The organism is Sphingobium sp. WTD-1 (genome assembly GCF_030128825.1).
Classification (GTDB): Bacteria; Pseudomonadota; Alphaproteobacteria; order Sphingomonadales; family Sphingomonadaceae; genus Sphingobium.
The window spans coordinates 688,266-707,712 of the sequence record NZ_CP119127.1 but is presented as its reverse complement, the minus strand read 5'-3'; the positions used below and the strand labels follow the sequence as shown (position 1 = coordinate 707,712).

Genomic DNA, 19,447 nt, shown 5'->3' with positions numbered 1-19,447 from the left:
ATGAGCGCCCGCCGCACCAAATTCTATCTCGACAAGCAGAATGGCAAGTGGATGGGCGTGTGCTCCGGCATCGCCGACTATACCGGGATCGACGTGGTCTGGGTTCGGGTCGGCGCGGTGCTGGTGACCCTCATGGGCGCCTTCCCCTGGACGCTGATCGCCTATTTCGCCGCCGCCTATTTCGCCGATGCCAAGCCCCAGGGCCTCTATTCGGATCGGGACGACGAGAAATTCTGGCAGGGCGTGCGCACCAACCCGGCGCGCTCCACCCGCGACGTCCGCTCCAAGTTCCGCGACATCGACCGCCGCCTCGCCGACATCGAGGTCTATTATACCAGCCGCAACACGCGCCTCGCCGACGAGATCGACAGCCTGCGCTGAAGCATAGCCAGGACCGGGCAGCAATAACGGGGAGTTAAGGCCATGAATTTCGCAGGACCGACCTTCGTTCTGGCCATCATCGCCATGTCGACGCTGGGCTGGATGTTCACCACCTGGGTCCGTGCCCGCCATGGTTATCCGGTTGAAAATGAATGGACGGGCACCGTTCATCGAACAGATCCCGACGCCGGTCGAAAAATCGACCTTCTTTCAAGTGAAAACGAAAAGCTGACTGGCCGCATCAGCCGCCTCGAAGAACGCATCGCAGTCCTCGAACGGATCGCCACCGATCCCGCCGCCCGGACCGCGCGCGATATCGACGCGCTGCGCTGACGCTGACCAGGCAAGGGGAGTAAAGATCATGGTTCCAGTTGAAGTTCTTGCGCCTGCTGCGGTCATCGTCGGATCGCTGGGTGTCGCGGGTTGGGTTTTTACCACCTGGCTTCGCATCCGGCACGGCTATCCGCTGGAAAATAGCTGGGGCAAGGCGGTCTATCCGCAGAAGAATGAGGAAATGGTCGAGCGTATCAAGCTGATCAGCCAGGAAAATGCCCAGCTGCGCGCCGAAATCGGCTCGATGAAGGACCGGCTCGCCGTGGTCGAGCGGATCGTCACCGATGAAAGTCATCAGCTCAATCGCGAAATCGAGCGGCTGCGCGGCCCGGCGAACTGATCGCCCCGCGCGCCTCAAGGGAGGACAAACATGAACCCGTTTGAAATGGTCGTCGCCATCGTCGCGATCACCGCCATCGCCAGCGTCGTCCGCGCCAAATATGGCGTCGTGCGCCGCCACAAGGGCGAGGATTTCATCCAGCGCGGTCCCGATCCGGAGGCTGAACGCCTCCGCGCCGAAGTGAAGGCGCTCAAGGACCGGGTCGCCGTGCTGGAACGGCTCGCCACCGACAGTTCGACCGCGCTGGAGCGCGAATTCGAGAAGCTCAAGGACCGCGACTGATCGCGGCAAAGGACACAGGGAGGACATCATGCAGGATCCCCTCTTCTACCTCACCATGGCCACCGCCGGCCTCGCCGGCCTCACCATCGTCGCCTTCGCGTCGCTGCGCGGCTGGAATGGCTGGCTCGACCTCAAGCGGGCGGAACTGAGCCGCCGCAGCGAGGAAGCCGCACCGCCCTCGGCCGCCGCCCGGATCGAGGTCGCCGACCTCAAGGAACGCATCCGCAAGCTCGAAGCCATCGCCGCCGGCGTCGATCTGTAACGGCCCTTCTCCGTTCGCGCTGAGCGAAGTCGAAGGGCCAGGCTGAGCCAGAGGCGAAGCCGATTCCCTCCGCTTGGGGACCGGTTTCGGGCTTTCCCGCACCGCTTTTCCCCCTATATGGGCGGCATGACCGATCAGCCCGCCCCGATGCCCGTTCTGGCCGACCTCCAGGAAGAATATGAATTTCTCGACGCCGATGATCGCTATCGCCTGTTGATCGATCTGGGCCGGGGGCTGGAGGATATGCCCGACGCGCTCAAGACCGATATGACGCTGGTGCGGGGCTGTTCGGCGGCGGTTTGGGTCTATCCCACGGTGCTCGATGATGGCCGGCTCCATTTCCTTGCCGACAGCAATGCCGCCATCACCAAGGGGATCATCGCGCTGGTGCTGCTGACCGTGCAGGACCGCGCCCCGGCACAGATCGGCGCGACCGATATCGAGGGTGCGCTGGCCCCCTTCGACCTCAAGAACCAGCTCAGCTCCAACCGCACCCAGGGCATTCCCAACATGATCGCCCTGATCCGCGAGACCGCTGCTCGCTACGCTTGACGGAAACTCCCGCGCATCCCCGCGTTCTCACCTGACAAGGAGAATGCGACAATGCGTCATATCATGCCCCTCGCCATGCTCGGCCTGCTGGCCGCCTGTTCGGGCGGGGACAAGAAGGAACCGACCCAGCGCGACCAGATCGGCCAGGTCTGGAAATATGAAACCGCCGGCGCCGGCCAGAAGGTCGCCTATATCGGCAGCGCCAACAGCGTGCAGACCATGACCGCCGCCGACACCTTCTCGGTGCTGATGGTCCAGCCCATGTCCAATGGCGAAAAGACGGTGACGGTGAAGCTGGTCGGCGCGCCCTTCCAGTGCGACCTGTCCGACTGCGCGGTCGATGCCACGACCGACGATGGCAAGGCCCATCGCTGGAAGGGCCGCATGACCGAAGCGAAGGACGGGATCGAGATCATGCCCTCGCAAAATGCCTATGAGGCGATCGCCAAGGCCAAGAGCCTGAAGGTCGATCTTGCCGTTGGCCTGAAGGACCAGCGCTTCCCGTTCGAATTCAATGTTGCCGGGCTCGACCTCAAGAAGGGCGCCTGACGCATGACGGGCGAGCGCAGCGATGCGCTCGCCTTGATCGCCTTCCTTATTCCTGCAGCGAAACGCCGGGGCTGCGCGGGTCGGCGGCGCCGATCCAGTGGCCGTCGGCGGTCCGCTCGGCGGCATTGGCCTTGAGGCCCAGGCGCGAGATGGTGACGCGGTGGCCCAGTTTCTCCAGCGGCGCCTTCATCGCTTCCAGCGACGTGCCCTGTTCCAGCACCAGCCCCTCGCCATTGAAGAATTCCAGCCCCAGCGCGATCGAATCCTGCGCCGACAGGCCCCAGTCGAAATGGGCGATCAGCGCCTTGGCGACCTGCATGATGATGGTCTTGCCGCCGGCCGCGCCGACGGTGAAGATCGGCATGCCCTTGGCGTCATAGACGATGGTCGGCGACATGGACGATAGCGGCCGCTTGCCCGGTTCCACCCGGTTGGCGACCGGCGCGCCATTCTTCTCGGGCGTGAAGCTGAAATCGGTCAGCTCATTGTTCAGCACCACGCCATTGGCGACCAGTTGGCTGCCGAAGAAGCTCTCGATCGTCGATGTCCAGGCAGCGATGTCGCCATTGCGGTCCACCGCGACGAAATGGCTGGTGCCGCTTTCCGGCTGGGGCAGGGCGCTGGTGCGCGGCTGCGCCCCGGCGGGCAGGCCGGGCTTATAGGCAGTGAGCGCCTTGTTCAGCCGGATCTCGCCCGAGCGCTGCTTCAAATAAGCGGGGTCGATCAGCCCGGCGATCGGCACATGGACATATTCGGGGTCGCCCAGCCAGGTGTCGCGATCGGCATAGGCGAGCTGCATCGCTTCGCCGATGACGTGCCAGGAGCGCGGATCATCCTTGCCCCACTGCGCCAGCGGGAAGCGCTCGACCATGCCCAGCACCTGCAGCACGGTGATGCCGCCGGCCGACGCCGGCCCCATCCCGCACACCGTATAGACGCGATAATGGCCGCACACCGGCTTGCGGTCCTTGACCTGGTAATTGGCCAGGTCGTCGGTCGTCATCGGCACCGGGTTCCGCGGCGCATTGGTGACCGCCTTGGCGATCGCCTGCGCATTCTCGCCCAGATAGAAGGCGTCCGGCCCTTCCGCCGCGATCCGCTTGAACAGGGCGGCCAGCGGCGGGTTCTTCAGCGTCGTGCCGACCGCCGGCAATTGCCCGTCGATCCAGTAATAGCTGCGGATTTCCGGGAAATCGGCCCAGATATTCTGCAACGCCTTCAGCGCCGTGGCGGTGCGCTCGCCCAGCTGGAAGCCGTCGTCGGCCAGCCGGATCGCCGGCTGGAACAGGTCGGCCCAGGGCAGCTTGCCCCATTTCTTATGGGCTTCCCATGCCATGCGCAGATTGCCCGGCACGCCGACCGAATAGCCGCCTGGCCAGGCCTGGACGAAGGGCAGGGGCTTGCCATCGGGGCCCATGAAGCGGTCGGGCCGGGCGGCGGCCGGCGCGGTCTCGCGCCCGTCGATCGATTCCAGCACGCCGCTGGCGCCGTCATGATGCATCAGGAAGCCGCCGCCGCCGATGCCGCTATTATGCGGCTCGACCACGTTCAGCGCCAGCATCATCGCGATCGCCGCATCGGTGGCGCTGCCGCCCTTGCGCAATATTTCCTGCCCCGCCGCCGCCGCGCGCGGATCGGCGGCGGACACGGTGGCATTCAACGCCACCGGCTCGCGCGCCAGTGCGGTTACGGGCGCCAGGGCAAGGGGGGCAAACAGGGCGAAGGGGGCCAGCAGGCCGGTCAGGCGGGAGGTCATGGCCGGCACCCTAAAGCTCGCATTTCGTTTCGCAACCCGTCTTGTTTCGATCATGTCCGGGAAGGACGGATCAGGCGTCGATCCCCACCACGTCGCCGATATGCCGCACGCCATCGCGCGCCATCAGCGCCTTCAGGCCTTCATTGATCCGCCTGGCGAGATAGGGGCCCTCATAGACCAGCGCGCTATAGACCTGCACCAGCGAGGCACCGGCGCGGATACGGGCATAGGCCTGCTCCGCATTGGCGATGCCGCCCACGCCGATCAGCGGCAGCCGGTCGCCCAGCAGCCGGCGGAAGTCGCGCAGCTTGCCCAGCGACAGGTCGGTCAGCGGCGCGCCCGACAGGCCGCCGGTCTCGCCTGCATGGGGCGATTGCAGTGCCGGGCGGGTGATGGTGGTGTTGGACACGATCAGCGCGTCGACCCGGTGGTCGATGCAGGCGGCGGCAATATCCTCGATATCGGCCGGCTCCAGGTCGGGTGCCACCTTCAGGAAGATCGGCGGGCCACCTTCGGGCCGCGCCGCCATCACCGCCCCCAGCAGATCGTCCAGCGCCGCCCGGCCCTGCAGTGCGCGCAGGCCCGGCGTGTTGGGCGAGGAGATATTGACGGTCAGATAATCGGCCAGTGGCGCCATGCAGGTAACGCCGGTGGCATAATCGGCATTGGCGCGCCCGGCTGCCGTCGCTTCCTTGTTCGCGCCGATATTGATGCCGATCACCGGCCCATCCCCCACCGGCCGGCGATAGCGGGCGATGCGGTCGGCGGCGGCGCCCTGGCCGCCATTGTTGAAGCCGAAGCGGTTGATCACCGCCTTGTCCTCGACCAGGCGGAACAGGCGCGGCTGGGGATTGCCCGGCTGCGCCAGCGGCGTCAGCGTGCCCAGTTCGGCAAAGCCGAAGCCCAGCCCATGCATCTTGTGCGCGACCCGGCCATCCTTGTCATAGCCCGCCGCCAGACCCACCGGATTGGGAAAGGCGATGCCCGCCACCGTCTGTGCCAGCATCGGGTCGGCTTTCAGCGGCGCTGCGGTGGGCATCATCCGCAACAACGCGATCGACAGATTATGGGCGCGCTCGGCATCGAGCGCGAAGAAGAGCGGGCGGATCAGGCGGTAGGACATGGCCGCGCTATGCCAGCGTGTCGGGCGGGCGTCGAGTCACTGTTGCGCTGTGGCCACATTCGTTGCCGAACGTCATTTCATGACATAATTCGTCATGAATCGGTTCGTTTTGATCAGTCTGATGTCCGATCTGTCCAATAATCTTGCCCCGATTCGGGCTTAAAGCCGTCTTGCGACCCGAAGGCTCTAGGCCATTTTGGCTGATGAGACCTTTTCCTGACCCGGCAGTGAAAGCTGCCGGGTCATTTTTTTGCCTCAACGCTGTGGCGAAAAATACGTACCGTGCCGTCATGGCTCTTGCACGGTTGGAACCCGCGCTCATAATGGCGTCACTGGGGTGTAAATATGGGGCCGCAATATTGGGATCTGCCGCTGAGTGCGGCGCGGGGGGTGGTGCCGGACAATCGCGGGCCTTTGTCCTATTCGGTCGATGCCGAACAGGGGCCGGTTCGGTTGCGCTATTTCACCCCGCCGGAAAAGGTCCGGCCCTATTTCGGCTCGCTTTACATATTTTCTGTAGCCGCTGACCATTATGCCGACGTCACCCGCGCCGATGTTGCACAATTGCGGCTGATGCTGCGGGGCGATGGTCGCTATCATTTCCAGGATGGGTCGGTGCAGCGCCCCCCTGCCGTCGGCCTGATCGGCCCCACACAGGGCGCGACCCGCTTCGAACTGGATGCGCCGACCCGGCTGGTGGGCGTGTCGCTGCTGCCGGCCGGCTGGCTGGCGCTGCATGGCGGCGATGCCGACAAGCTGGCTGATGGCCTGTGCGATCTGGCGGCGGAACGGGATGACGGCTTTCTTGACCTGCTCGCCCAGTTGCAGCGCATGGAGGATGGTGACGCCATGGCCGCGCTCACCTGGTCCTTCCTCGCCGAACGGATCAAGCCGCTGCCCGAAGCGACCTGGGCGATCCTGCGGGCGATCGACAGCTGGCTGATCGGCGAAGGATCGCCGCGGATCGAGGTGCTGAGCGAGATGACCGAATTGTCGCCGCGCCAGCTCGCCCGCATCACCAACAAGCTCTATGGCGCCCCGCCCAAGCTGCTTGCCCGCAAATATCGTGCCCTGCGTTGCAGCGCGCGGATCGCGCTCGACCATGAAAGCTGGCAGGCGCTGTGCGATGACGGCAGCTTCTACGACCAGTCGCATTTCATCCGCGAGATCAAGCATTTCATCGGCATGACCCCGCACCAGCTCCAGACCGAGCCGACCGCCGTGGTCCAGCTCACCCTGCTCCGCCGCACGCTGGGCGGCGATGTCGCGGTGCTCAACCGGCTGAGCTGATCGCCATTTGGAATGCGCCTTTGGCGCATCCGCACCAGCCCACACCCCCACCCGGCCTCCCAGACATGGTACCCTGATGGGCGGCCGGGTGGGGGTGTGGGCTGGTGCGGCTCTGAAAATGCGCTCTTTCGCGCATTTTCCAAACAGACTCCCACGGTAGGAGAAATGCCTTGATTCCGGGGGCGAGTGGGACCACATGCCCAATCGGATTGATTCGATCCGATTTGAGAATGGTTCGCAACACGCATGAAATTATCGAGCTTTGCCGATTATGCCGTCGTGCTGATGTCTGCCGCAGCCCGCCATTGCGGTGCGGCCAAGATGAACGCGACCACGCTCAGCGCTGAAACCGGCATCCCGCTGCCCACCGCGCAGAAGCTGGTGAGCCGGCTGTCGGCGGCGGGTCTGCTCGAATCGAGCCGGGGCACCGGTGGCGGCGTGCGTCTGTCGCGCCCGCCCGCGACGATCACCCTGGCGGACGTGGTGGAGGCGGTCGAAGGCCCCATCGCCATGACCGCATGCAGCGAACAGGGGGCGCATGACTGCAATCTGGAACAGGATTGCCGCATCCGTCCGCACATGAATCTGGCGAACAACGCGATCCGCGAAGCGCTCGCGAACGTGACCATCGCCAGCCTGACACGAGAAATGGCATGACTGAAGAAGTGAGCACCGTCCGTAATCAGGAAGCGCTGGAGGCCGCCGAGCGCGCCTCCACCTATGAGCATGGCTGGTCGTCGGCCATCGAGCAGGATTTCGCGCCCAAGGGCCTGAACGAGGATACGGTCCGCTTCATCTCGGCCAAGAAGAACGAGCCGCAATGGCTGCTCGACTGGCGGCTGAAGGCCTTCGCCATGTGGCAGAAGATGGAAGCGCCGGACTGGGCGAAGCTCAACGTCCCGCCGATCGACTATCAGGACGCCTATTATTACGCCGAGCCCAAGAAGAAGGTGGAGCTGGATTCGCTGGATCAGGTCGATCCCGAGATCCTCGCCACCTATCAGAAGCTGGGCATCCCCATCGCCGAGCAGGAAATGCTCGCCGGCGTGAAGGGTAGCCGCAAGATCGCGGTCGACGCCGTGTTCGACTCGGTCTCGGTCGCCACCACCTTCCGCAAGGAGCTGGAGGAAGCGGGCGTTATCTTCCGCTCGATCAGCGAAGCGGTGCGCGAATTTCCCGACCTCGTGAAGAAGTGGCTGGGCAAGGTCGTGCCGATGCACGACAATTATTTCGCTACCTTGAACTGCGCGGTCTTTTCCGACGGCACCTTCGTCTACATTCCCAAGGGCGTTCGCTGCCCGATGGAGCTGTCGACCTATTTCCGCATCAACGCGGAAAATACCGGCCAGTTCGAACGCACGCTGATCGTCGCGGACGATGGCGCCTATGTCTCCTATCTCGAAGGCTGCACCGCGCCGATGCGCGATGAAAATCAGCTCCACGCCGCCGTGGTGGAACTGGTTGCGCTCGACGATGCGGAGATCAAGTACAGCACCGTCCAGAACTGGTATCCCGGTGACGAGAATGGCAAGGGCGGCATCTATAATTTCGTGACCAAGCGCGCGCTCTGCCAGGGCCGCAACTCCAAGGTCAGCTGGACCCAGGTGGAAACTGGCTCGGCCATCACCTGGAAATATCCGTCCTGCGTGCTGAACGGCGAGAATAGCGTCGGCGAATTCTACTCGGTCGCGCTCACCAACAATCTGCAACAGGCCGATACCGGCACCAAGATGATCCACAATGGCAAGGGCAGCCGCTCGACCATCGTGTCGAAGGGCATCTCGGCCGGCCGCTCCAACAACACCTATCGCGGCCTCGTCCGCGTGAGCCCAAGCGCCGAAGGCGTGCGTAACTTCACCCAGTGCGACAGCCTGCTGCTGGGCGACCAGTGCGGCGCCCACACCGTGCCCTATATCGAGGTGCGCAATCCCAGCGCCCAGATCGAGCATGAGGCGACTACCAGCAAGATCAGCGACGACCAGCTTTTCTACGCGATGCAGCGCGGCCTGGATCAGGAAAGCGCGGTCAGCCTGATCGTCAACGGCTTCGCCAAGGAAGTGCTGCAGCAACTGCCGATGGAATTCGCGGTGGAAGCGCAGAAGCTGCTGGGCATTTCGCTGGAGGGTTCGGTCGGTTAATCGATCAGACACCTCTGGATCAGGCACGCCGCCTAAACTTCCTTCCCCTGAAGGGGAGGGGCTTTTTCAGATCAACGAAAAGACGAGCGATCAATGAGCGACGAAGACGATATCCAGGATGCCCTCGCCGATTTCGCGGAGGATGTCGGCAATGGCCAGGCATGGACCGCCGCGATCCGCATCCTGACCGAGGATTATGAGCTGGAAGAGGGCGAGCTTCAGACGCGCGCCGCCAAGGATTTCGGCGATCTCGACGCCTATCAGGCCGAATGCCGCGATGCGCTGGAAAAGGGCGACGTCGCGATGACCGAGAAGCTGCGCACCGACAAGGCCTTCCACAAGGCGAAGGCACCCAACCTCGCCCGTATGGGCCCGGTCAGCGAATTCGTCGTCGCGCTGCTGGAAAAGGGCGCGCCGGAACCGGACGCCGACTGGTGGCCCTATATGCCGATCAAGCGCCATATCGACACGCTCTTCCCCGCACCGGGCGACGTGCGCGACATGGCCTTCTGGACCGCGCGGACGCTCCAGCGCGCGCACAAGGACTAAAGACAAGATGCTGACGATCGACAATCTTACCAACGAAATCGACGGCAAGGCGATCCTCAAGGGCCTGTCGCTCCAGATCAATGCGGGCGAAATCCACGCGATCATGGGGCCGAACGGCGCCGGCAAGTCGACGCTCGCCTACACGCTGGGGGGCCGTCCGAACTATGATGTGACCGGCGGCACCGCGACCTTCGAAGGCCCAAATGGCCCAACGGACCTGTTCGATATGGATCCGCATGAGCGCGCCGCTGCCGGCCTGTTCCTGGGCTTCCAATATCCGGTCGAGATTCCCGGCGTCTCCAACCTGCAGTTCCTGCGTGAAAGCCTCAATTCGCAGCGCCGCGCGCGTGGCGAGAAGGAACTGAACGGTGGCGAGTTCATCAAGCTGGCCAAGGAAAAGGCCGGCCTGCTCGGCCTCGACATGGAGATGCTGAAGCGTCCGGTGAATGTCGGCTTTTCCGGTGGTGAGAAGAAGCGCGCCGAAATGGTGCAGATGGGTATCCTCGATCCCAAGCTGGCGATCCTCGACGAAACCGACTCGGGCCTCGACATCGACGCGCTCAAGACCGTCGGCGCGGGCATCAATGCGATCATGCGCAAGCCTGACAAGGCGGTGCTGCTGATCACCCATTATCAGCGCCTGCTCGACTATGTGAAGCCGGACTTCGTCCATGTCCTGGCCGCCGGCCGGATCGTCAAGTCGGGTGGCCCCGAACTGGCGCTGCAGCTCGAAAGCGAAGGCTATGCAGAGGTAATCTCGGCATGATTGAAACCTGTCCTATTTCGCTGGGACAGGATATAAAAGTAAATGAAAACAATATCTTGTCTGAAAAAACACTGCGCACACATGTAAAGTTCGCAAGTTTTGGCTGGCAAGGCTTTGAAAAGACCGAAGAATGACACTGGATCTTCCCACCCGCCGCGACGAAGCATGGCGCTATAGCGACCTTCAGGCGCTCGAAACCGCCTGGCCGTCTGCCCCGCCCGTGCATATTCGCGTCGCAGCGGGCGACAACACGCATGATGCTCTGCTGCAGGATGCGGCGGACGGCAGTGTCGCGGTGCACGACTATGTCATCGACATCGCCGACGGCGCCCGGTTCGATTTCCATCTGCTCAACATTGGCGGCAAGCTGGGACGTGTCACTTTCGCTGTCACGCTCGGCAAGGGTAGTCATTTCGAACTGAACGGCGCGATCATCGGCGGTGGCGAGCAGACGCTGGAGATCATCACCAGCGTCACCCATACCCAGCCCGACGCGACCAGCGGCCAGACCGTCCGCTCGATTCTGGGCAGCCATGCGACCGGCAATTATCTGGGCAGCATCAATGTCGCCCGCGATGCCCAGCGCACCGACGCTTTCCAGTCGATCAAGGCGATGTTGCTCGACCGCACCGCCACGGCCAACGCCAAGCCGGAACTGGAGATCTATACCGACGACGTGAAATGCGCCCATGGCGCGACCGTCGGCGAGTTGGACCGCCAAGCGCTCTTCTACATGGCCTCGCGCGGCATGGACCCGGCCACCGCCAAGACATTGCTGCTGAAAGCCTTCGTCGCCGGCGTGTTCGATGATGTCGCGCAGGACGATCTGCGCGAACGGTTCGAGGCGGCGGCGCTCGCCAAGCTGGGGACGCTGGTATGACCGGTCTCGCCCAAGGCCTGCGCCTGCGGGACGATTTCCCCGGTGTCGGCGACTGGCATTATCTCGACAGCGCCGCCACCGCGCAGAAGCCGACCGCCGTGATCGACGCGATCGCCCGCGCCTATGGCCCGGACTATGCCACCGTGCATCGCGGCGTCTATGAACGCTCGGCAAACATGACGCTCGCCTATGAGGCCGCCCGGCGCAAGGTCGCCGGCTTCATCGGCGCCGCGTCGGACAGCGAGATCGTCTATGTCCGCGGCGCGACCGAGGGCATCAATCTCGTCGCCCAATGCTGGGCCGGCACGCAGCTCAAGGCGGGTGATCGCATCCTGCTCTCCACGCTGGAGCATCACAGCAATATCGTCCCCTGGCAGATCGTCGCCGAAAAGGTCGGCGCCCAGATTGACGTGGTGCCGCTGACGCAGGACGGCCGGATCGATCTCGACGCGATGCGCGCGATGATCACGCCGCAGCACCGCATGGTCGCGCTCGCCCATGTGTCGAATGTGCTCGGCAGCGTGCTCGATTGCCGCCGCGCCGCCGACATTGCCCATATGGTCGGCGCCAAGATATTGATCGACGGCTGCCAGGCGGTCCCCCGCCTCGCCGTCGATGTTCAGGCGCTCGACTGCGATTTCTACGTCTTCTCCGCGCACAAGCTCTATGGCCCGACCGGCATCGGCGTGCTGTGGGGGCGCAAGGAATTGCTGGACGCCATGCCCCCCTATCAGGGCGGCGGGTCGATGATCGACAAGGTGACCTTCGAAAAGACGACCTATGCGCCAGCGCCGACCCGGTTCGAGGCAGGCACGCCGCATATCGTCGGCGTCGTCGGCCTGTCGGCCGCGATCGACTATGTCCAGGGCATCGGCCTCGACGCCATCCACGCCCATGAATGCGCTATGGTGGCCAAGGCCCGCACCGCGATCGGCCAGATCAACAGCGTGCGCGTCTTTGGCCCCGAAGATTCGGCTGGCATCCTCTCTTTTGAAGTGGAGGGGGTGCATCCGCACGATGTCGGCACCATATTGGACGAAACGGGTGTCGCGATCCGCGCCGGCCATCATTGCGCCCAGCCGCTGATGCGGCATCTGGGCGTCGAGGCGACCGCACGGGCCAGTTTCGGCATCTACAGCGACGACAGCGACGTGGATGCGCTGGTCAAGGGCATTGAACGGGTAAGGAAGATCTTCGGATGACCGAGGAAAAGAAGTTCATGGTGGAAGAAGTGGACGCGGTGGAAACCCCGCCCAAGGCGCGCGTCGAAGAGGCGGAGGCCGCTCCGCGCCAGCGCGACTATCTCGACGGTTTCCTGGCGCAGAAGCCCAACGAAGTCGCGGCCGGCGAGCCGGGCGGCGATCTCTATGACGGCATCATCGATGCACTGAAGGAAATCTTCGACCCGGAAATCCCGGTCAACATCTATGACCTGGGCCTCATCTACGGCGTCGACGTCACCAGCGATGGTCATGCCGTCGTCACCATGACGCTGACCACGCCGCACTGCCCGGTCGCCGAGTCTATGCCCGGCGAAGTCGAACTGCGCGTCGGCGCGGTGCCCGGCGTCGGCGATGTCGAGGTGAACCTGGTCTGGGATCCGCCATGGGATCCGGGCAAGATGTCGGACGAAGCCAAGCTCGAACTGGGAATGCTCTGATGACCGAGACGACCACCAAGACCCGCGCCCGCCCCGCCGCCGTCATGCTGACGCCCAGCGCCGAAGGCCGCATCGCCGAGCTGATGGCGCAGGCCCCCGAAGGCGCGATCGGGGTCAAGCTGTCGACCCCCAAGCGCGGCTGCTCGGGCCTTGCCTATTCGGTCGACTATGTCACCGAAGAAGCCAAGTTCGACGAGAAGATCGAGACCCCCGGCGGTGTCCTCTATATCGATGGCGCCTCGGTCCTCTATCTCATCGGCTCGACCATGAACTGGGTCGAGGATGATTTCACCGCCGGCTTCGTTTTCGCCAATCCCAATGCCAAGGGCAGCTGTGGCTGCGGCGAGAGCTTCACGGTCTGATACCGGCCTCAAGGGGAGGGCGCCGATGCTGCACATGCTGATCCTCGGCATGGGTTATAGCGCCTCCCGCCTCGCCGCCCGGCTGCGGGCCGAGGGTTGGCAAGTCACCGGCGTTCGCCGCAGCGCCGATGCGGACCATATCGCCTTCGACGATGAACCCGCGGTTCGCGCCGCCATCGCCGGCGCCACCCATATCCTCTCCTCCGTCCCGCCCGAGGGCGAGGATGACCCCGTCCTCACCCGTTATGGCGCCGCGATCGCCGCCGCGCCGGCGCTCTGGGTCGGCTATCTCTCCTCGACCGGCGTCTATGGCGATGCGGCCGGCGCCTGGGTCGATGAGGCAAGCCCTGTGGGGCAGGGGCGCCGCACCGCCCGCGCCCGCGCCGATCTCGACTGGGGAGCACTCCGCCCCGATGTCCGTCGCTTCCGCCTGCCCGGCATCTATGGTCCCGGCCGCTCGGCGCTCGATCGCGTCCGGGCCGGCAAGGCGCACCGCATCGCCCTGCCCGGACAGATATTCAGCCGGGTCCATGTCGACGATATCGTCGGTGGCATCATCGCCGCCTTTGACGGCCCGCCCGGTGCCTATAATCTGGCCGACGACCGGCCCTGCGCCCAGAATGACGTGATCGCCACCGCCTGCGAACTGCTGGGCCAGTCGCTGCCGCCGCTGCTGTCGCTGGAACAGGCGGACCTCTCGCCCCAGGCGCTGGCCTTCTATGCCGAAAACCGCCGCGTCGCCAATGGTCGGGCGCGTCGGCTGCTTGATTGGAAACCTCTTTACCCCACCCATGTCGAAGGTCTAAGGGCCTGTCTTGTGGAAGAAAATCAGCCTTGCTGATCGGTTCGTCGCATGGTTTACGCCCCGTTAACCAGCGTGCGCCGAAAGCGGGATTACCGCATCAACAAGGGTGTGTCATGACCAGCATCGACAAGACTGTTTCCACGCTCGGTGACCGCATCAACGCCATGTCCGTGCCCGATCGCGCGGCCCCTGCACCGGAATCGCTCAGCAGCCTGATCGCCCGCCTCAACATGGCCAAGCTGCGTTACCAGCCCGGCGGCGTCAGGCTCTAGTTTTCGCCCGCAGCGCGATCACCATCCCGGCGATCGCCAGCAGCGCGCCCGGCACCGCCAGCCCGCTCCAGCGATAGCCCTCGGCCAGTGTCGAGATCAGCATCGCGATCACCGGAATCAGCACACTGGTATAGGCGGCCCGACCCGCGCCCATGCGCTGGATCAGCCCGAAATAGAGCGGGAATGTGACGACCGATCCCGCCAGCGCCAGCCAGCCTATGCCCAGCAGATAGCCGATCCGCGGCTCGATCACCGGCGGCCCGGTGGTGATCCAGGCAAAGGCAGCGTCGATCCCGGCGCCGATCAGCATTGCCCAGGCCAGCACCGCGATCATCGGCAGCCTGCGGGCGATCTACATCCCCTGCATCACATTGGCGGTCGATGCGCTCATCAGGCCGGCACAGGCAAAGGCCGCGCCCAGCAGCACCTTGTCCGGGTCGATCCCGGCAAAGCGATATTCATGCACCAGCATCATCACGATGCCCGCCGTCGCGATCACCGACCCGCCGATGAAGGCGCGGCTCACCGGCTGGCGATGGAAGATCCAGGCCAGGATGCTGTTGGGGATCAGCAGCATCGCATAGACCACCGCCACCACGCCCGACGTCAGATAGACTTCGGCGCGATAGACGAAGTTGAAATTGAGCACGAACTGCGCCGTGCCCAGCAGCGCGGCAAAGACCAGCCCGCCCCGCCCGATATTGAGCGACACGCCGCGCATCCGCGCGAACGCGGCCATCGCCACGCCCGCCAGCAGGAAGCGATAGCAGACCGACCAGCTGGCCGGCACGCTGCCCAGCTGGTCGCGGATGACGATCCAGGTCGAACTCCAGATCAGCGTGACGAGGATGAAGGGCAGGGCGATGCCGCCCCGCTCCATCCCGCCCCGCTCCATCCCGCGCTGCGCCCTGTCGTCAGGCGTCATGATGCCCCAATGCCCGGATCGCGGCGGCCAGTGGCGCGACGCTCTGCGCATCCTGCGACCAGTTGGTCACCAGCCGCGCCGCGCCCTCGCCCCAGTCATAGAAATCGAAGCCCTGCGCGCGCAGCGTCGCCGCTTCTGCCGGGGTCAGCCAGACGAACAGCTCATTGGCCTCCACCGGGTGCATCAGCCGCCCGGCCGCTGCCTGCGCCAGCGCCTGCGCCGCGCCATTGGCGGCGCGGGCATTGTCCAGCCACAGTCCGTCCTCGACCATCGCCAATATCTGCGCGGCAAGGTAGCGACCCTTGGAAAAGAGATGGCCCGCCCGCTTGCGCCAGCGCGCCGCTTCCGCCGCCCGCGCCTCCCGCTCGGGACCGAAGAACAGAAGTGCCTCGCTCACCATGCCGCCATTCTTGACGCAGCCGAAGGAGAGGATGTCGATCCCCGCGCGCCAGGTGACGTCGGCGGGGGCGCAGCCCAGATGCGCCACCGCATTGGCGAAGCGCGCGCCGTCCATGTGGAAGCCCAGCCCATGAGCCTTGGCGATCTCGCCCAGCGCCGCGACCTCGTCCGGCCTATAGACCATGCCATATTCGGTCGCATTGGTGATGCTGATCGCCCGTGCCGGCACCTGATGCACGTCGGGGCGGATCGCCTTGAGCCTTGCCGTCACGACATCGGGCAGCAGCTTGGCGCCGACGCCCGGCAGCGCCATCAGGCTGGCGCCATGGGTGTAGAAGCCCGGCGCGCCGCATTCGTCGACGACGATATGCGCTTCCTCATGACAGATCACCCCGCCATAGGGCGGGCACAGGCAGGCGAGCGCGATGCTGTTCGCCGCCGTGCCGGTGGCGATCCATTGCGCCTTCACCGGCGTTTCGAACAGGTCGGAAAAGGCGCCGTCCAGCCGCGCGCTCCACGCGTCGCCGTCATAGCCATGGTCGGCATGGTCCGCGCCGGCGATGGCGGCCATCACCTGGGGGCAGATCGGGGTGGCATTGTCCGAAAAGAAGTGCATGGCGCATGCGATACAGGGCGCGCGCTGGGACGGGAAGAGGCCAGCGACGGCGCCTTGGCTCTTTATTCCAAAATTGGTCAGTATATATGACCAATTGTTTCGCGGGGCCGGATGTGACATAGGCGCCCCCGTCCAACCCAAAGGAGACTCACCATGGACGTCGAACAGAAGTCGCGCTTTACCGTTACCCCCAGCAGCAAGGCTGTGGCGGCGGACGCGCGCGCGGTACTTCTGGAGGATCCGGGCTTCGGCCGGCTCTTCACCGACCATATGGTCACCATCCGCTATACCGAGGGGCAGGGCTGGCACAGCCACAGCGTCGGTCCGCGCGAGCCGTTCCAGCTCGATCCGGCCTGCGCCGTGCTCCATTATGCCCAGGAAATCTTCGAAGGCATGAAGGCCTATCGCCTGGCCGACGGCAGCGTCGCCATGTTCCGGCCGGAGGAAAATGCCCGTCGCTTCGCCGAGTCCGCCGAACGCATGGCGATGCCGGCGATCCCGGAAGACATGTTCCTCGAAGCGGTCGAGCAGTTGGTGAAGATCGACGCGGACTGGATCCCGTCGGGTGAGGGCAGCCTATATCTGCGCCCCTTCCTGTTCGCCAGCGAAGCCTTCCTGGGTGTGCGTCCGTCGAACGAATATATTTTCTGCGTCATCGCCTCGCCCGCCGGCGCTTACTTCAAGGGCGGCAAGAAGGCCGTGACCCTGTGGGTGTCGGAACATTATACCCGCGCCGCGCGCGGCGGCACCGGTGCGGCCAAGTGCGGCGGCAATTATGCCGCGTCGCTGGTCGCGCAGAAGGAAGCGATCAAGCATGGTTGCGACCAGGTCGTCTTCCTCGACGCCGCCGAGAATAAGTGGGTCGAGGAACTGGGCGGCATGAACGTCTTCTTCGTGATGGATGACGGCTCGATCGTCACCCCGCCGCTGACCGGCACCATCCTGCCCGGCATCACCCGCAACTCGATCATCAGCCTCGCCCGCGCCAAGGGGCATGAGGTGCGCGAGGAGCCCTACAGCTTCGCCCAGTGGCGCGCCGACGCCGCCAGCGGCAAGCTGCGCGAGGCGTTCGCCTGCGGCACCGCTGCGGTCGTCACGGCGATCGGCACGGTCAAGAGCACCGACGGCGATTTCACCGTCGGCAATGGCGATGGCGGTCTGGTCACCGAAAGCCTGCGCGCCGAACTGACCGGCATCCAGCGCGGCAGCGTGGTCGATCCGGCCGGCTGGGTCCGCACGCTCTGATCCAGCCTCTCACCTGAGACAAAATGTCGCCCCCGCTTTCACCCCGAAAGCGGGGGTGATGCTTTTCAAAGCCTTCGCAAGCGCCTAGACAGATGCCCATGCAACGCTTCGACGTCGTCATTCTTGGCGGGGGCCTGGTTGGCCTCACCCTGGGCATCGCTCTTTCGCGCCATGGCGTGCAATGCGCCGTGATCGATCCGGCCGACCCCGTGCAGGCCACGGCCGCCGGCTTCGACGGCCGCGTCTCGGCGATCAGCTCGACCAGCTTCGCGATGCTCCAGGCGATCGGCGTCGGCGCGCATCTGGAAGGCAAGGGCTGCCCGATCGACCGTATCTGGGTCAGCGACGGGCTGGAGCCGGGCGCGCTCGATTTCGTGCCGGACGCGGATGATGGCGTGATGGGGACCATGTTCCCCAATCGCGACCTGCGCGTCGCGCTGGCGCAGACCGCCGCCGAGGTCGAAAACCTTACCCTCTTCCAGCCCGACCGCGCCGTCCATGTCGATCGTAATGCCGACGGCGTCACCCTGACGCTCCAGAACGGCGCGACGATCCACGGCGCATTGCTGGTCGCGGCGGAAGGGCGCAACAGCCCCACGCGCGAGGCGGCGGGCATCAACACCACCCGCTGGCAATATAAGCACACCGCCATGGTCACCGCGATCGACCATGAAGTGCCGCACGCCAACACCGCCTATGAAATCTTCTATGTCGGCGGTCCGCTCGCGCTGCTGCCGATGCTGCCGGGCACCCGCTCGGCCGTGGTCTGGACCGTGCCCACCGATCAGGCGCCGGCGATGCTCAAGCTGTCGGAACGCGCCTGGCTCGCCGAAATGCAGAAGCGCATCGGCGGCTTCCTGGGCGAGATCAGCCTGGCCGGCCCGCGCTCCTCCTATCCGCTCGGCTTCCACCATGCCGCGCGCATCACCGACACCCGCCTCGCGCTGGTCGGCGACAGCGCCCATGCCATCCACCCGATCGCCGGTCAGGGCCTCAATCTCGGCTTCCGCGACGTGGCGGCGCTGGTCGAGGTATTGGTCGAAGGCATGCGCCTTGGCCTCGATCCGGGCGATGCGCAGCTGCTCGCCCGCTACCAGCGCTGGCGCGGCCTCGACACGATGATGACCAGCGTCGCGATGGATGGCCTGGTTCGCCTGTTCGACATTCCCGGCAAGCTGCCCTCGCTGGTCCGCCGCGCCGGCCTTGCCGCCGTGCAGCGCACCAGTCTGCTCAAGAACCGCTTCATGGCCGAAGCCCGCGGCCAGTCCGGCGCCCTCCCGCGCCTGCTCGCCGGCGAGATGGTGTAAGGGCAGGCGAACTTTAGTCGCTTAACCATCATCGTCACCCTGAACTTGTTTCAGGGTCCATTTCTCCCAGCAGGCCAACCGCCTGTCGGGCCTGTTGGATGCTGAAACAAGTTCGGCATGACGTTAGAGGGAGATCACAGCATCCGCCGCAGCACCCCGTCCTTCAGCAGGAAATGATGGCGCAGCGCCGCCAATATGTGGACGATGATGAGCGCGCTCCACAGCCAGGGGATCAGCTCATGCGCCTCGTGCGAGATGCCGACGATCGCATCGCCCTTGGCCACGCCGAATTTCGGCACGTCGAACAGGAAGAACCAGTTCAGCGGCCGCTCGCCCGCCGACGACATGATCCAGCCGGACAGCGGCACGATCAGCATGAAGGCGTAGAAGGCGATATGGGTGAGGTTAGCGGCCAGCTTCTCCCAGCCCGGCATCGCGGCCGGCAGCGCCGGCGGCTTGTGCCCCAGCCGCCAGCCGAGCCGGACCAGCGTCAATGCCAATACGGTCAGGCCGATCGACTTGTGGACCGGCATCACCTTCCAGTCCTTGGGCAGGCTGTCATGGGCAAAGCCCAGCCACAGATTGACCAGGATCAGGATCGCGATGATCCAGTGCAACAGGCGGGCGACGGACGTGTAACGGGCCATGGGCTGCT

General features: G+C 64.9%; 25 protein-coding genes and 1 pseudogene. 21 read left to right on the top strand and 5 right to left on the bottom strand.

The features are described from left to right. The 7 genes from pspC (at position 1) to N6H05_RS03605 (ending at position 2,699) form a co-directional block, all read left to right on the top strand. Positions 1-381 (top strand): envelope stress response membrane protein PspC, encoded by a 381-nt coding sequence (pspC, locus tag N6H05_RS03635; RefSeq protein WP_004209378.1) that lies wholly within the window; start codon positions 1-3, stop codon positions 379-381. 42 nt (positions 382-423) lie between these two features. Continuing rightward, complete coding sequence (locus N6H05_RS03630; RefSeq protein WP_004209379.1) at positions 424-714, top strand: hypothetical protein; 291 nt, start codon at positions 424-426, stop codon at positions 712-714. Positions 715-742: 28 nt separating this feature from the next. Beyond that, entirely contained in the window at positions 743-1,054 is a 312-nt protein-coding gene (locus N6H05_RS03625) for a hypothetical protein (RefSeq protein WP_017500990.1), read from the top strand. Between the two features lie 30 nt (positions 1,055-1,084). Further along, entirely contained in the window at positions 1,085-1,336 is a 252-nt protein-coding gene (locus N6H05_RS03620; RefSeq protein ID WP_007708693.1) for a hypothetical protein, read from the top strand. Between the two features lie 28 nt (positions 1,337-1,364). Beyond that, positions 1,365-1,598 (top strand): hypothetical protein, encoded by a 234-nt coding sequence (locus tag N6H05_RS03615; protein ID WP_010339237.1) that lies wholly within the window; start codon positions 1,365-1,367, stop codon positions 1,596-1,598. Between the two features lie 117 nt (positions 1,599-1,715). Continuing rightward, positions 1,716-2,150: a SufE family protein gene (locus N6H05_RS03610; RefSeq protein WP_010339236.1), complete on the top strand. Its 435-nt coding sequence runs from the start codon at positions 1,716-1,718 to the stop codon at positions 2,148-2,150. Between the two features lie 51 nt (positions 2,151-2,201). Continuing rightward, positions 2,202-2,699, top strand: a complete 498-nt coding sequence (locus tag N6H05_RS03605; RefSeq protein WP_284112746.1) for a hypothetical protein — start codon at positions 2,202-2,204, stop codon at positions 2,697-2,699. Positions 2,700-2,745: 46 nt separating this feature from the next. Here N6H05_RS03605 and ggt read toward each other — a convergent pair whose 3' ends face one another. Both ggt and N6H05_RS03595 read right to left on the bottom strand, forming a co-directional pair. Next, positions 2,746-4,455 carry a gamma-glutamyltransferase gene (gene ggt / locus N6H05_RS03600; protein WP_284112745.1) on the bottom strand — a complete coding sequence of 570 codons (1,710 nt, stop codon included), beginning with the start codon at positions 4,453-4,455 and terminating at the stop codon, positions 2,746-2,748. Positions 4,456-4,525: 70 nt separating this feature from the next. After that, positions 4,526-5,578 (bottom strand): quinone-dependent dihydroorotate dehydrogenase, encoded by a 1,053-nt coding sequence (locus N6H05_RS03595; RefSeq protein ID WP_284112744.1) that lies wholly within the window; start codon positions 5,576-5,578, stop codon positions 4,526-4,528. 345 nt (positions 5,579-5,923) lie between these two features. On the opposite strand from N6H05_RS03595, the gene N6H05_RS03590 reads away from it, so the two are divergent. From N6H05_RS03590 to N6H05_RS03535, 12 genes are all read left to right on the top strand, one after another. Then, on the top strand, positions 5,924-6,868 hold the full coding sequence (locus tag N6H05_RS03590) for a helix-turn-helix domain-containing protein (protein ID WP_284112743.1): 945 nt from the start codon (positions 5,924-5,926) through the stop codon (positions 6,866-6,868). Positions 6,869-7,114: 246 nt separating this feature from the next. Continuing rightward, positions 7,115-7,525: an RrF2 family transcriptional regulator gene (locus N6H05_RS03585; RefSeq protein ID WP_004209390.1), complete on the top strand. Its 411-nt coding sequence runs from the start codon at positions 7,115-7,117 to the stop codon at positions 7,523-7,525. Next, complete coding sequence (sufB, locus tag N6H05_RS03580) at positions 7,522-9,006, top strand: Fe-S cluster assembly protein SufB (protein WP_010339231.1); 1,485 nt, start codon at positions 7,522-7,524, stop codon at positions 9,004-9,006. The genes N6H05_RS03585 and sufB overlap by 4 nt, the downstream gene beginning before the upstream one ends. 93 nt (positions 9,007-9,099) lie before the next feature. Continuing rightward, on the top strand, positions 9,100-9,555 hold the full coding sequence (locus tag N6H05_RS03575; protein ID WP_136186027.1) for a hypothetical protein: 456 nt from the start codon (positions 9,100-9,102) through the stop codon (positions 9,553-9,555). 7 nt (positions 9,556-9,562) lie between these two features. Next, positions 9,563-10,321 carry a Fe-S cluster assembly ATPase SufC gene (sufC, locus tag N6H05_RS03570; RefSeq protein ID WP_284112742.1) on the top strand — a complete coding sequence of 253 codons (759 nt, stop codon included), beginning with the start codon at positions 9,563-9,565 and terminating at the stop codon, positions 10,319-10,321. Next, positions 10,318-10,455: a hypothetical protein gene (locus N6H05_RS03565; protein ID WP_284112741.1), complete on the top strand. Its 138-nt coding sequence runs from the start codon at positions 10,318-10,320 to the stop codon at positions 10,453-10,455. The genes sufC and N6H05_RS03565 overlap by 4 nt, the downstream gene beginning before the upstream one ends. After that, positions 10,452-11,201, top strand: coding sequence for a SufD family Fe-S cluster assembly protein (locus N6H05_RS03560; RefSeq protein ID WP_284112740.1), 750 nt, complete (start codon positions 10,452-10,454; stop codon positions 11,199-11,201). The genes N6H05_RS03565 and N6H05_RS03560 overlap by 4 nt, the downstream gene beginning before the upstream one ends. After that, positions 11,198-12,403 (top strand): aminotransferase class V-fold PLP-dependent enzyme, encoded by a 1,206-nt coding sequence (locus N6H05_RS03555; RefSeq protein ID WP_284112739.1) that lies wholly within the window; start codon positions 11,198-11,200, stop codon positions 12,401-12,403. Before N6H05_RS03560 ends, N6H05_RS03555 begins: the two co-directional genes overlap by 4 nt. After that, entirely contained in the window at positions 12,400-12,861 is a 462-nt protein-coding gene (locus N6H05_RS03550; RefSeq protein WP_284112737.1) for an SUF system Fe-S cluster assembly protein, read from the top strand. The genes N6H05_RS03555 and N6H05_RS03550 overlap by 4 nt, the downstream gene beginning before the upstream one ends. Beyond that, complete coding sequence (locus tag N6H05_RS03545) at positions 12,861-13,223, top strand: HesB/IscA family protein (RefSeq protein WP_017503694.1); 363 nt, start codon at positions 12,861-12,863, stop codon at positions 13,221-13,223. The genes N6H05_RS03550 and N6H05_RS03545 overlap by 1 nt, the downstream gene beginning before the upstream one ends. A gap of 25 nt (positions 13,224-13,248) precedes the next feature. Next, positions 13,249-14,064 (top strand): Rossmann-fold NAD(P)-binding domain-containing protein, encoded by an 816-nt coding sequence (locus tag N6H05_RS03540; RefSeq protein WP_284112736.1) that lies wholly within the window; start codon positions 13,249-13,251, stop codon positions 14,062-14,064. 77 nt (positions 14,065-14,141) lie between these two features. After that, on the top strand, positions 14,142-14,300 hold the full coding sequence (locus tag N6H05_RS03535; RefSeq protein ID WP_004209402.1) for a hypothetical protein: 159 nt from the start codon (positions 14,142-14,144) through the stop codon (positions 14,298-14,300). Here the strand turns inward: N6H05_RS03535 and N6H05_RS03530 are convergent. Together N6H05_RS03530 and N6H05_RS03525 are read right to left on the bottom strand one after the other, a co-directional pair. After that, positions 14,290-15,180, bottom strand: a pseudogene (locus N6H05_RS03530) (DMT family transporter). The gene N6H05_RS03535 and the pseudogene N6H05_RS03530 overlap by 11 nt on opposite strands. A 34-nt stretch (positions 15,181-15,214) precedes the next feature. Beyond that, on the bottom strand, positions 15,215-16,240 hold the full coding sequence (locus tag N6H05_RS03525) for a threonine aldolase family protein (protein WP_284112735.1): 1,026 nt from the start codon (positions 16,238-16,240) through the stop codon (positions 15,215-15,217). A 153-nt stretch (positions 16,241-16,393) separates the two neighbouring features. On the opposite strand from N6H05_RS03525, the gene N6H05_RS03520 reads away from it, so the two are divergent. Further along, positions 16,394-17,485, top strand: coding sequence for a branched-chain amino acid aminotransferase (locus N6H05_RS03520; RefSeq protein WP_284112734.1), 1,092 nt, complete (start codon positions 16,394-16,396; stop codon positions 17,483-17,485). Positions 17,486-17,583: 98 nt separating this feature from the next. Next, a complete protein-coding gene (locus tag N6H05_RS03515) occupies positions 17,584-18,792 on the top strand; it encodes a UbiH/UbiF/VisC/COQ6 family ubiquinone biosynthesis hydroxylase (protein ID WP_284114159.1) in 1,209 nt (402 codons plus the stop codon). A 134-nt stretch (positions 18,793-18,926) separates the two neighbouring features. On the opposite strand, the gene N6H05_RS03510 is transcribed toward N6H05_RS03515, so the two are convergent. Next, entirely contained in the window at positions 18,927-19,439 is a 513-nt protein-coding gene (locus N6H05_RS03510; RefSeq protein WP_284112733.1) for a cytochrome b, read from the bottom strand. Positions 19,440-19,447: the final 8 nt, after the last annotated feature.

Excerpts from the sequence above, each read along its gene's own strand:
- pspC (WP_004209378.1), top strand. The coding sequence starts at position 1 with ATGAGCGCCCGCCGCACCAAATTCTATCTCGACAAGCAGAATGGCAAG.
- N6H05_RS03630 (WP_004209379.1), top strand. The coding sequence starts at position 424 with ATGAATTTCGCAGGACCGACCTTCGTTCTGGCCATCATCGCCATGTCG.
- N6H05_RS03625 (WP_017500990.1), top strand. The coding sequence starts at position 743 with ATGGTTCCAGTTGAAGTTCTTGCGCCTGCTGCGGTCATCGTCGGATCG.
- N6H05_RS03620 (WP_007708693.1), top strand. The coding sequence starts at position 1,085 with ATGAACCCGTTTGAAATGGTCGTCGCCATCGTCGCGATCACCGCCATC.
- N6H05_RS03615 (WP_010339237.1), top strand. The coding sequence starts at position 1,365 with ATGCAGGATCCCCTCTTCTACCTCACCATGGCCACCGCCGGCCTCGCC.
- N6H05_RS03610 (WP_010339236.1), top strand. The coding sequence starts at position 1,716 with ATGGGCGGCATGACCGATCAGCCCGCCCCGATGCCCGTTCTGGCCGAC.
- N6H05_RS03605 (WP_284112746.1), top strand. The coding sequence starts at position 2,202 with ATGCGTCATATCATGCCCCTCGCCATGCTCGGCCTGCTGGCCGCCTGT.
- ggt (WP_284112745.1), bottom strand. The coding sequence starts at position 4,455 with ATGACCTCCCGCCTGACCGGCCTGCTGGCCCCCTTCGCCCTGTTTGCC.
- N6H05_RS03595 (WP_284112744.1), bottom strand. The coding sequence starts at position 5,578 with ATGTCCTACCGCCTGATCCGCCCGCTCTTCTTCGCGCTCGATGCCGAG.
- N6H05_RS03590 (WP_284112743.1), top strand. The coding sequence starts at position 5,924 with ATGGGGCCGCAATATTGGGATCTGCCGCTGAGTGCGGCGCGGGGGGTG.
- N6H05_RS03585 (WP_004209390.1), top strand. The coding sequence starts at position 7,115 with ATGAAATTATCGAGCTTTGCCGATTATGCCGTCGTGCTGATGTCTGCC.
- sufB (WP_010339231.1), top strand. The coding sequence starts at position 7,522 with ATGACTGAAGAAGTGAGCACCGTCCGTAATCAGGAAGCGCTGGAGGCC.
- N6H05_RS03575 (WP_136186027.1), top strand. The coding sequence starts at position 9,100 with ATGAGCGACGAAGACGATATCCAGGATGCCCTCGCCGATTTCGCGGAG.
- sufC (WP_284112742.1), top strand. The coding sequence starts at position 9,563 with ATGCTGACGATCGACAATCTTACCAACGAAATCGACGGCAAGGCGATC.
- N6H05_RS03565 (WP_284112741.1), top strand. The coding sequence starts at position 10,318 with ATGATTGAAACCTGTCCTATTTCGCTGGGACAGGATATAAAAGTAAAT.
- N6H05_RS03560 (WP_284112740.1), top strand. The coding sequence starts at position 10,452 with ATGACACTGGATCTTCCCACCCGCCGCGACGAAGCATGGCGCTATAGC.
- N6H05_RS03555 (WP_284112739.1), top strand. The coding sequence starts at position 11,198 with ATGACCGGTCTCGCCCAAGGCCTGCGCCTGCGGGACGATTTCCCCGGT.
- N6H05_RS03550 (WP_284112737.1), top strand. The coding sequence starts at position 12,400 with ATGACCGAGGAAAAGAAGTTCATGGTGGAAGAAGTGGACGCGGTGGAA.
- N6H05_RS03545 (WP_017503694.1), top strand. The coding sequence starts at position 12,861 with ATGACCGAGACGACCACCAAGACCCGCGCCCGCCCCGCCGCCGTCATG.
- N6H05_RS03540 (WP_284112736.1), top strand. The coding sequence starts at position 13,249 with ATGCTGCACATGCTGATCCTCGGCATGGGTTATAGCGCCTCCCGCCTC.
- N6H05_RS03535 (WP_004209402.1), top strand. The coding sequence starts at position 14,142 with ATGACCAGCATCGACAAGACTGTTTCCACGCTCGGTGACCGCATCAAC.
- N6H05_RS03525 (WP_284112735.1), bottom strand. The coding sequence starts at position 16,240 with ATGCACTTCTTTTCGGACAATGCCACCCCGATCTGCCCCCAGGTGATG.
- N6H05_RS03520 (WP_284112734.1), top strand. The coding sequence starts at position 16,394 with ATGGACGTCGAACAGAAGTCGCGCTTTACCGTTACCCCCAGCAGCAAG.
- N6H05_RS03515 (WP_284114159.1), top strand. The coding sequence starts at position 17,584 with ATGCAACGCTTCGACGTCGTCATTCTTGGCGGGGGCCTGGTTGGCCTC.
- N6H05_RS03510 (WP_284112733.1), bottom strand. The coding sequence starts at position 19,439 with ATGGCCCGTTACACGTCCGTCGCCCGCCTGTTGCACTGGATCATCGCG.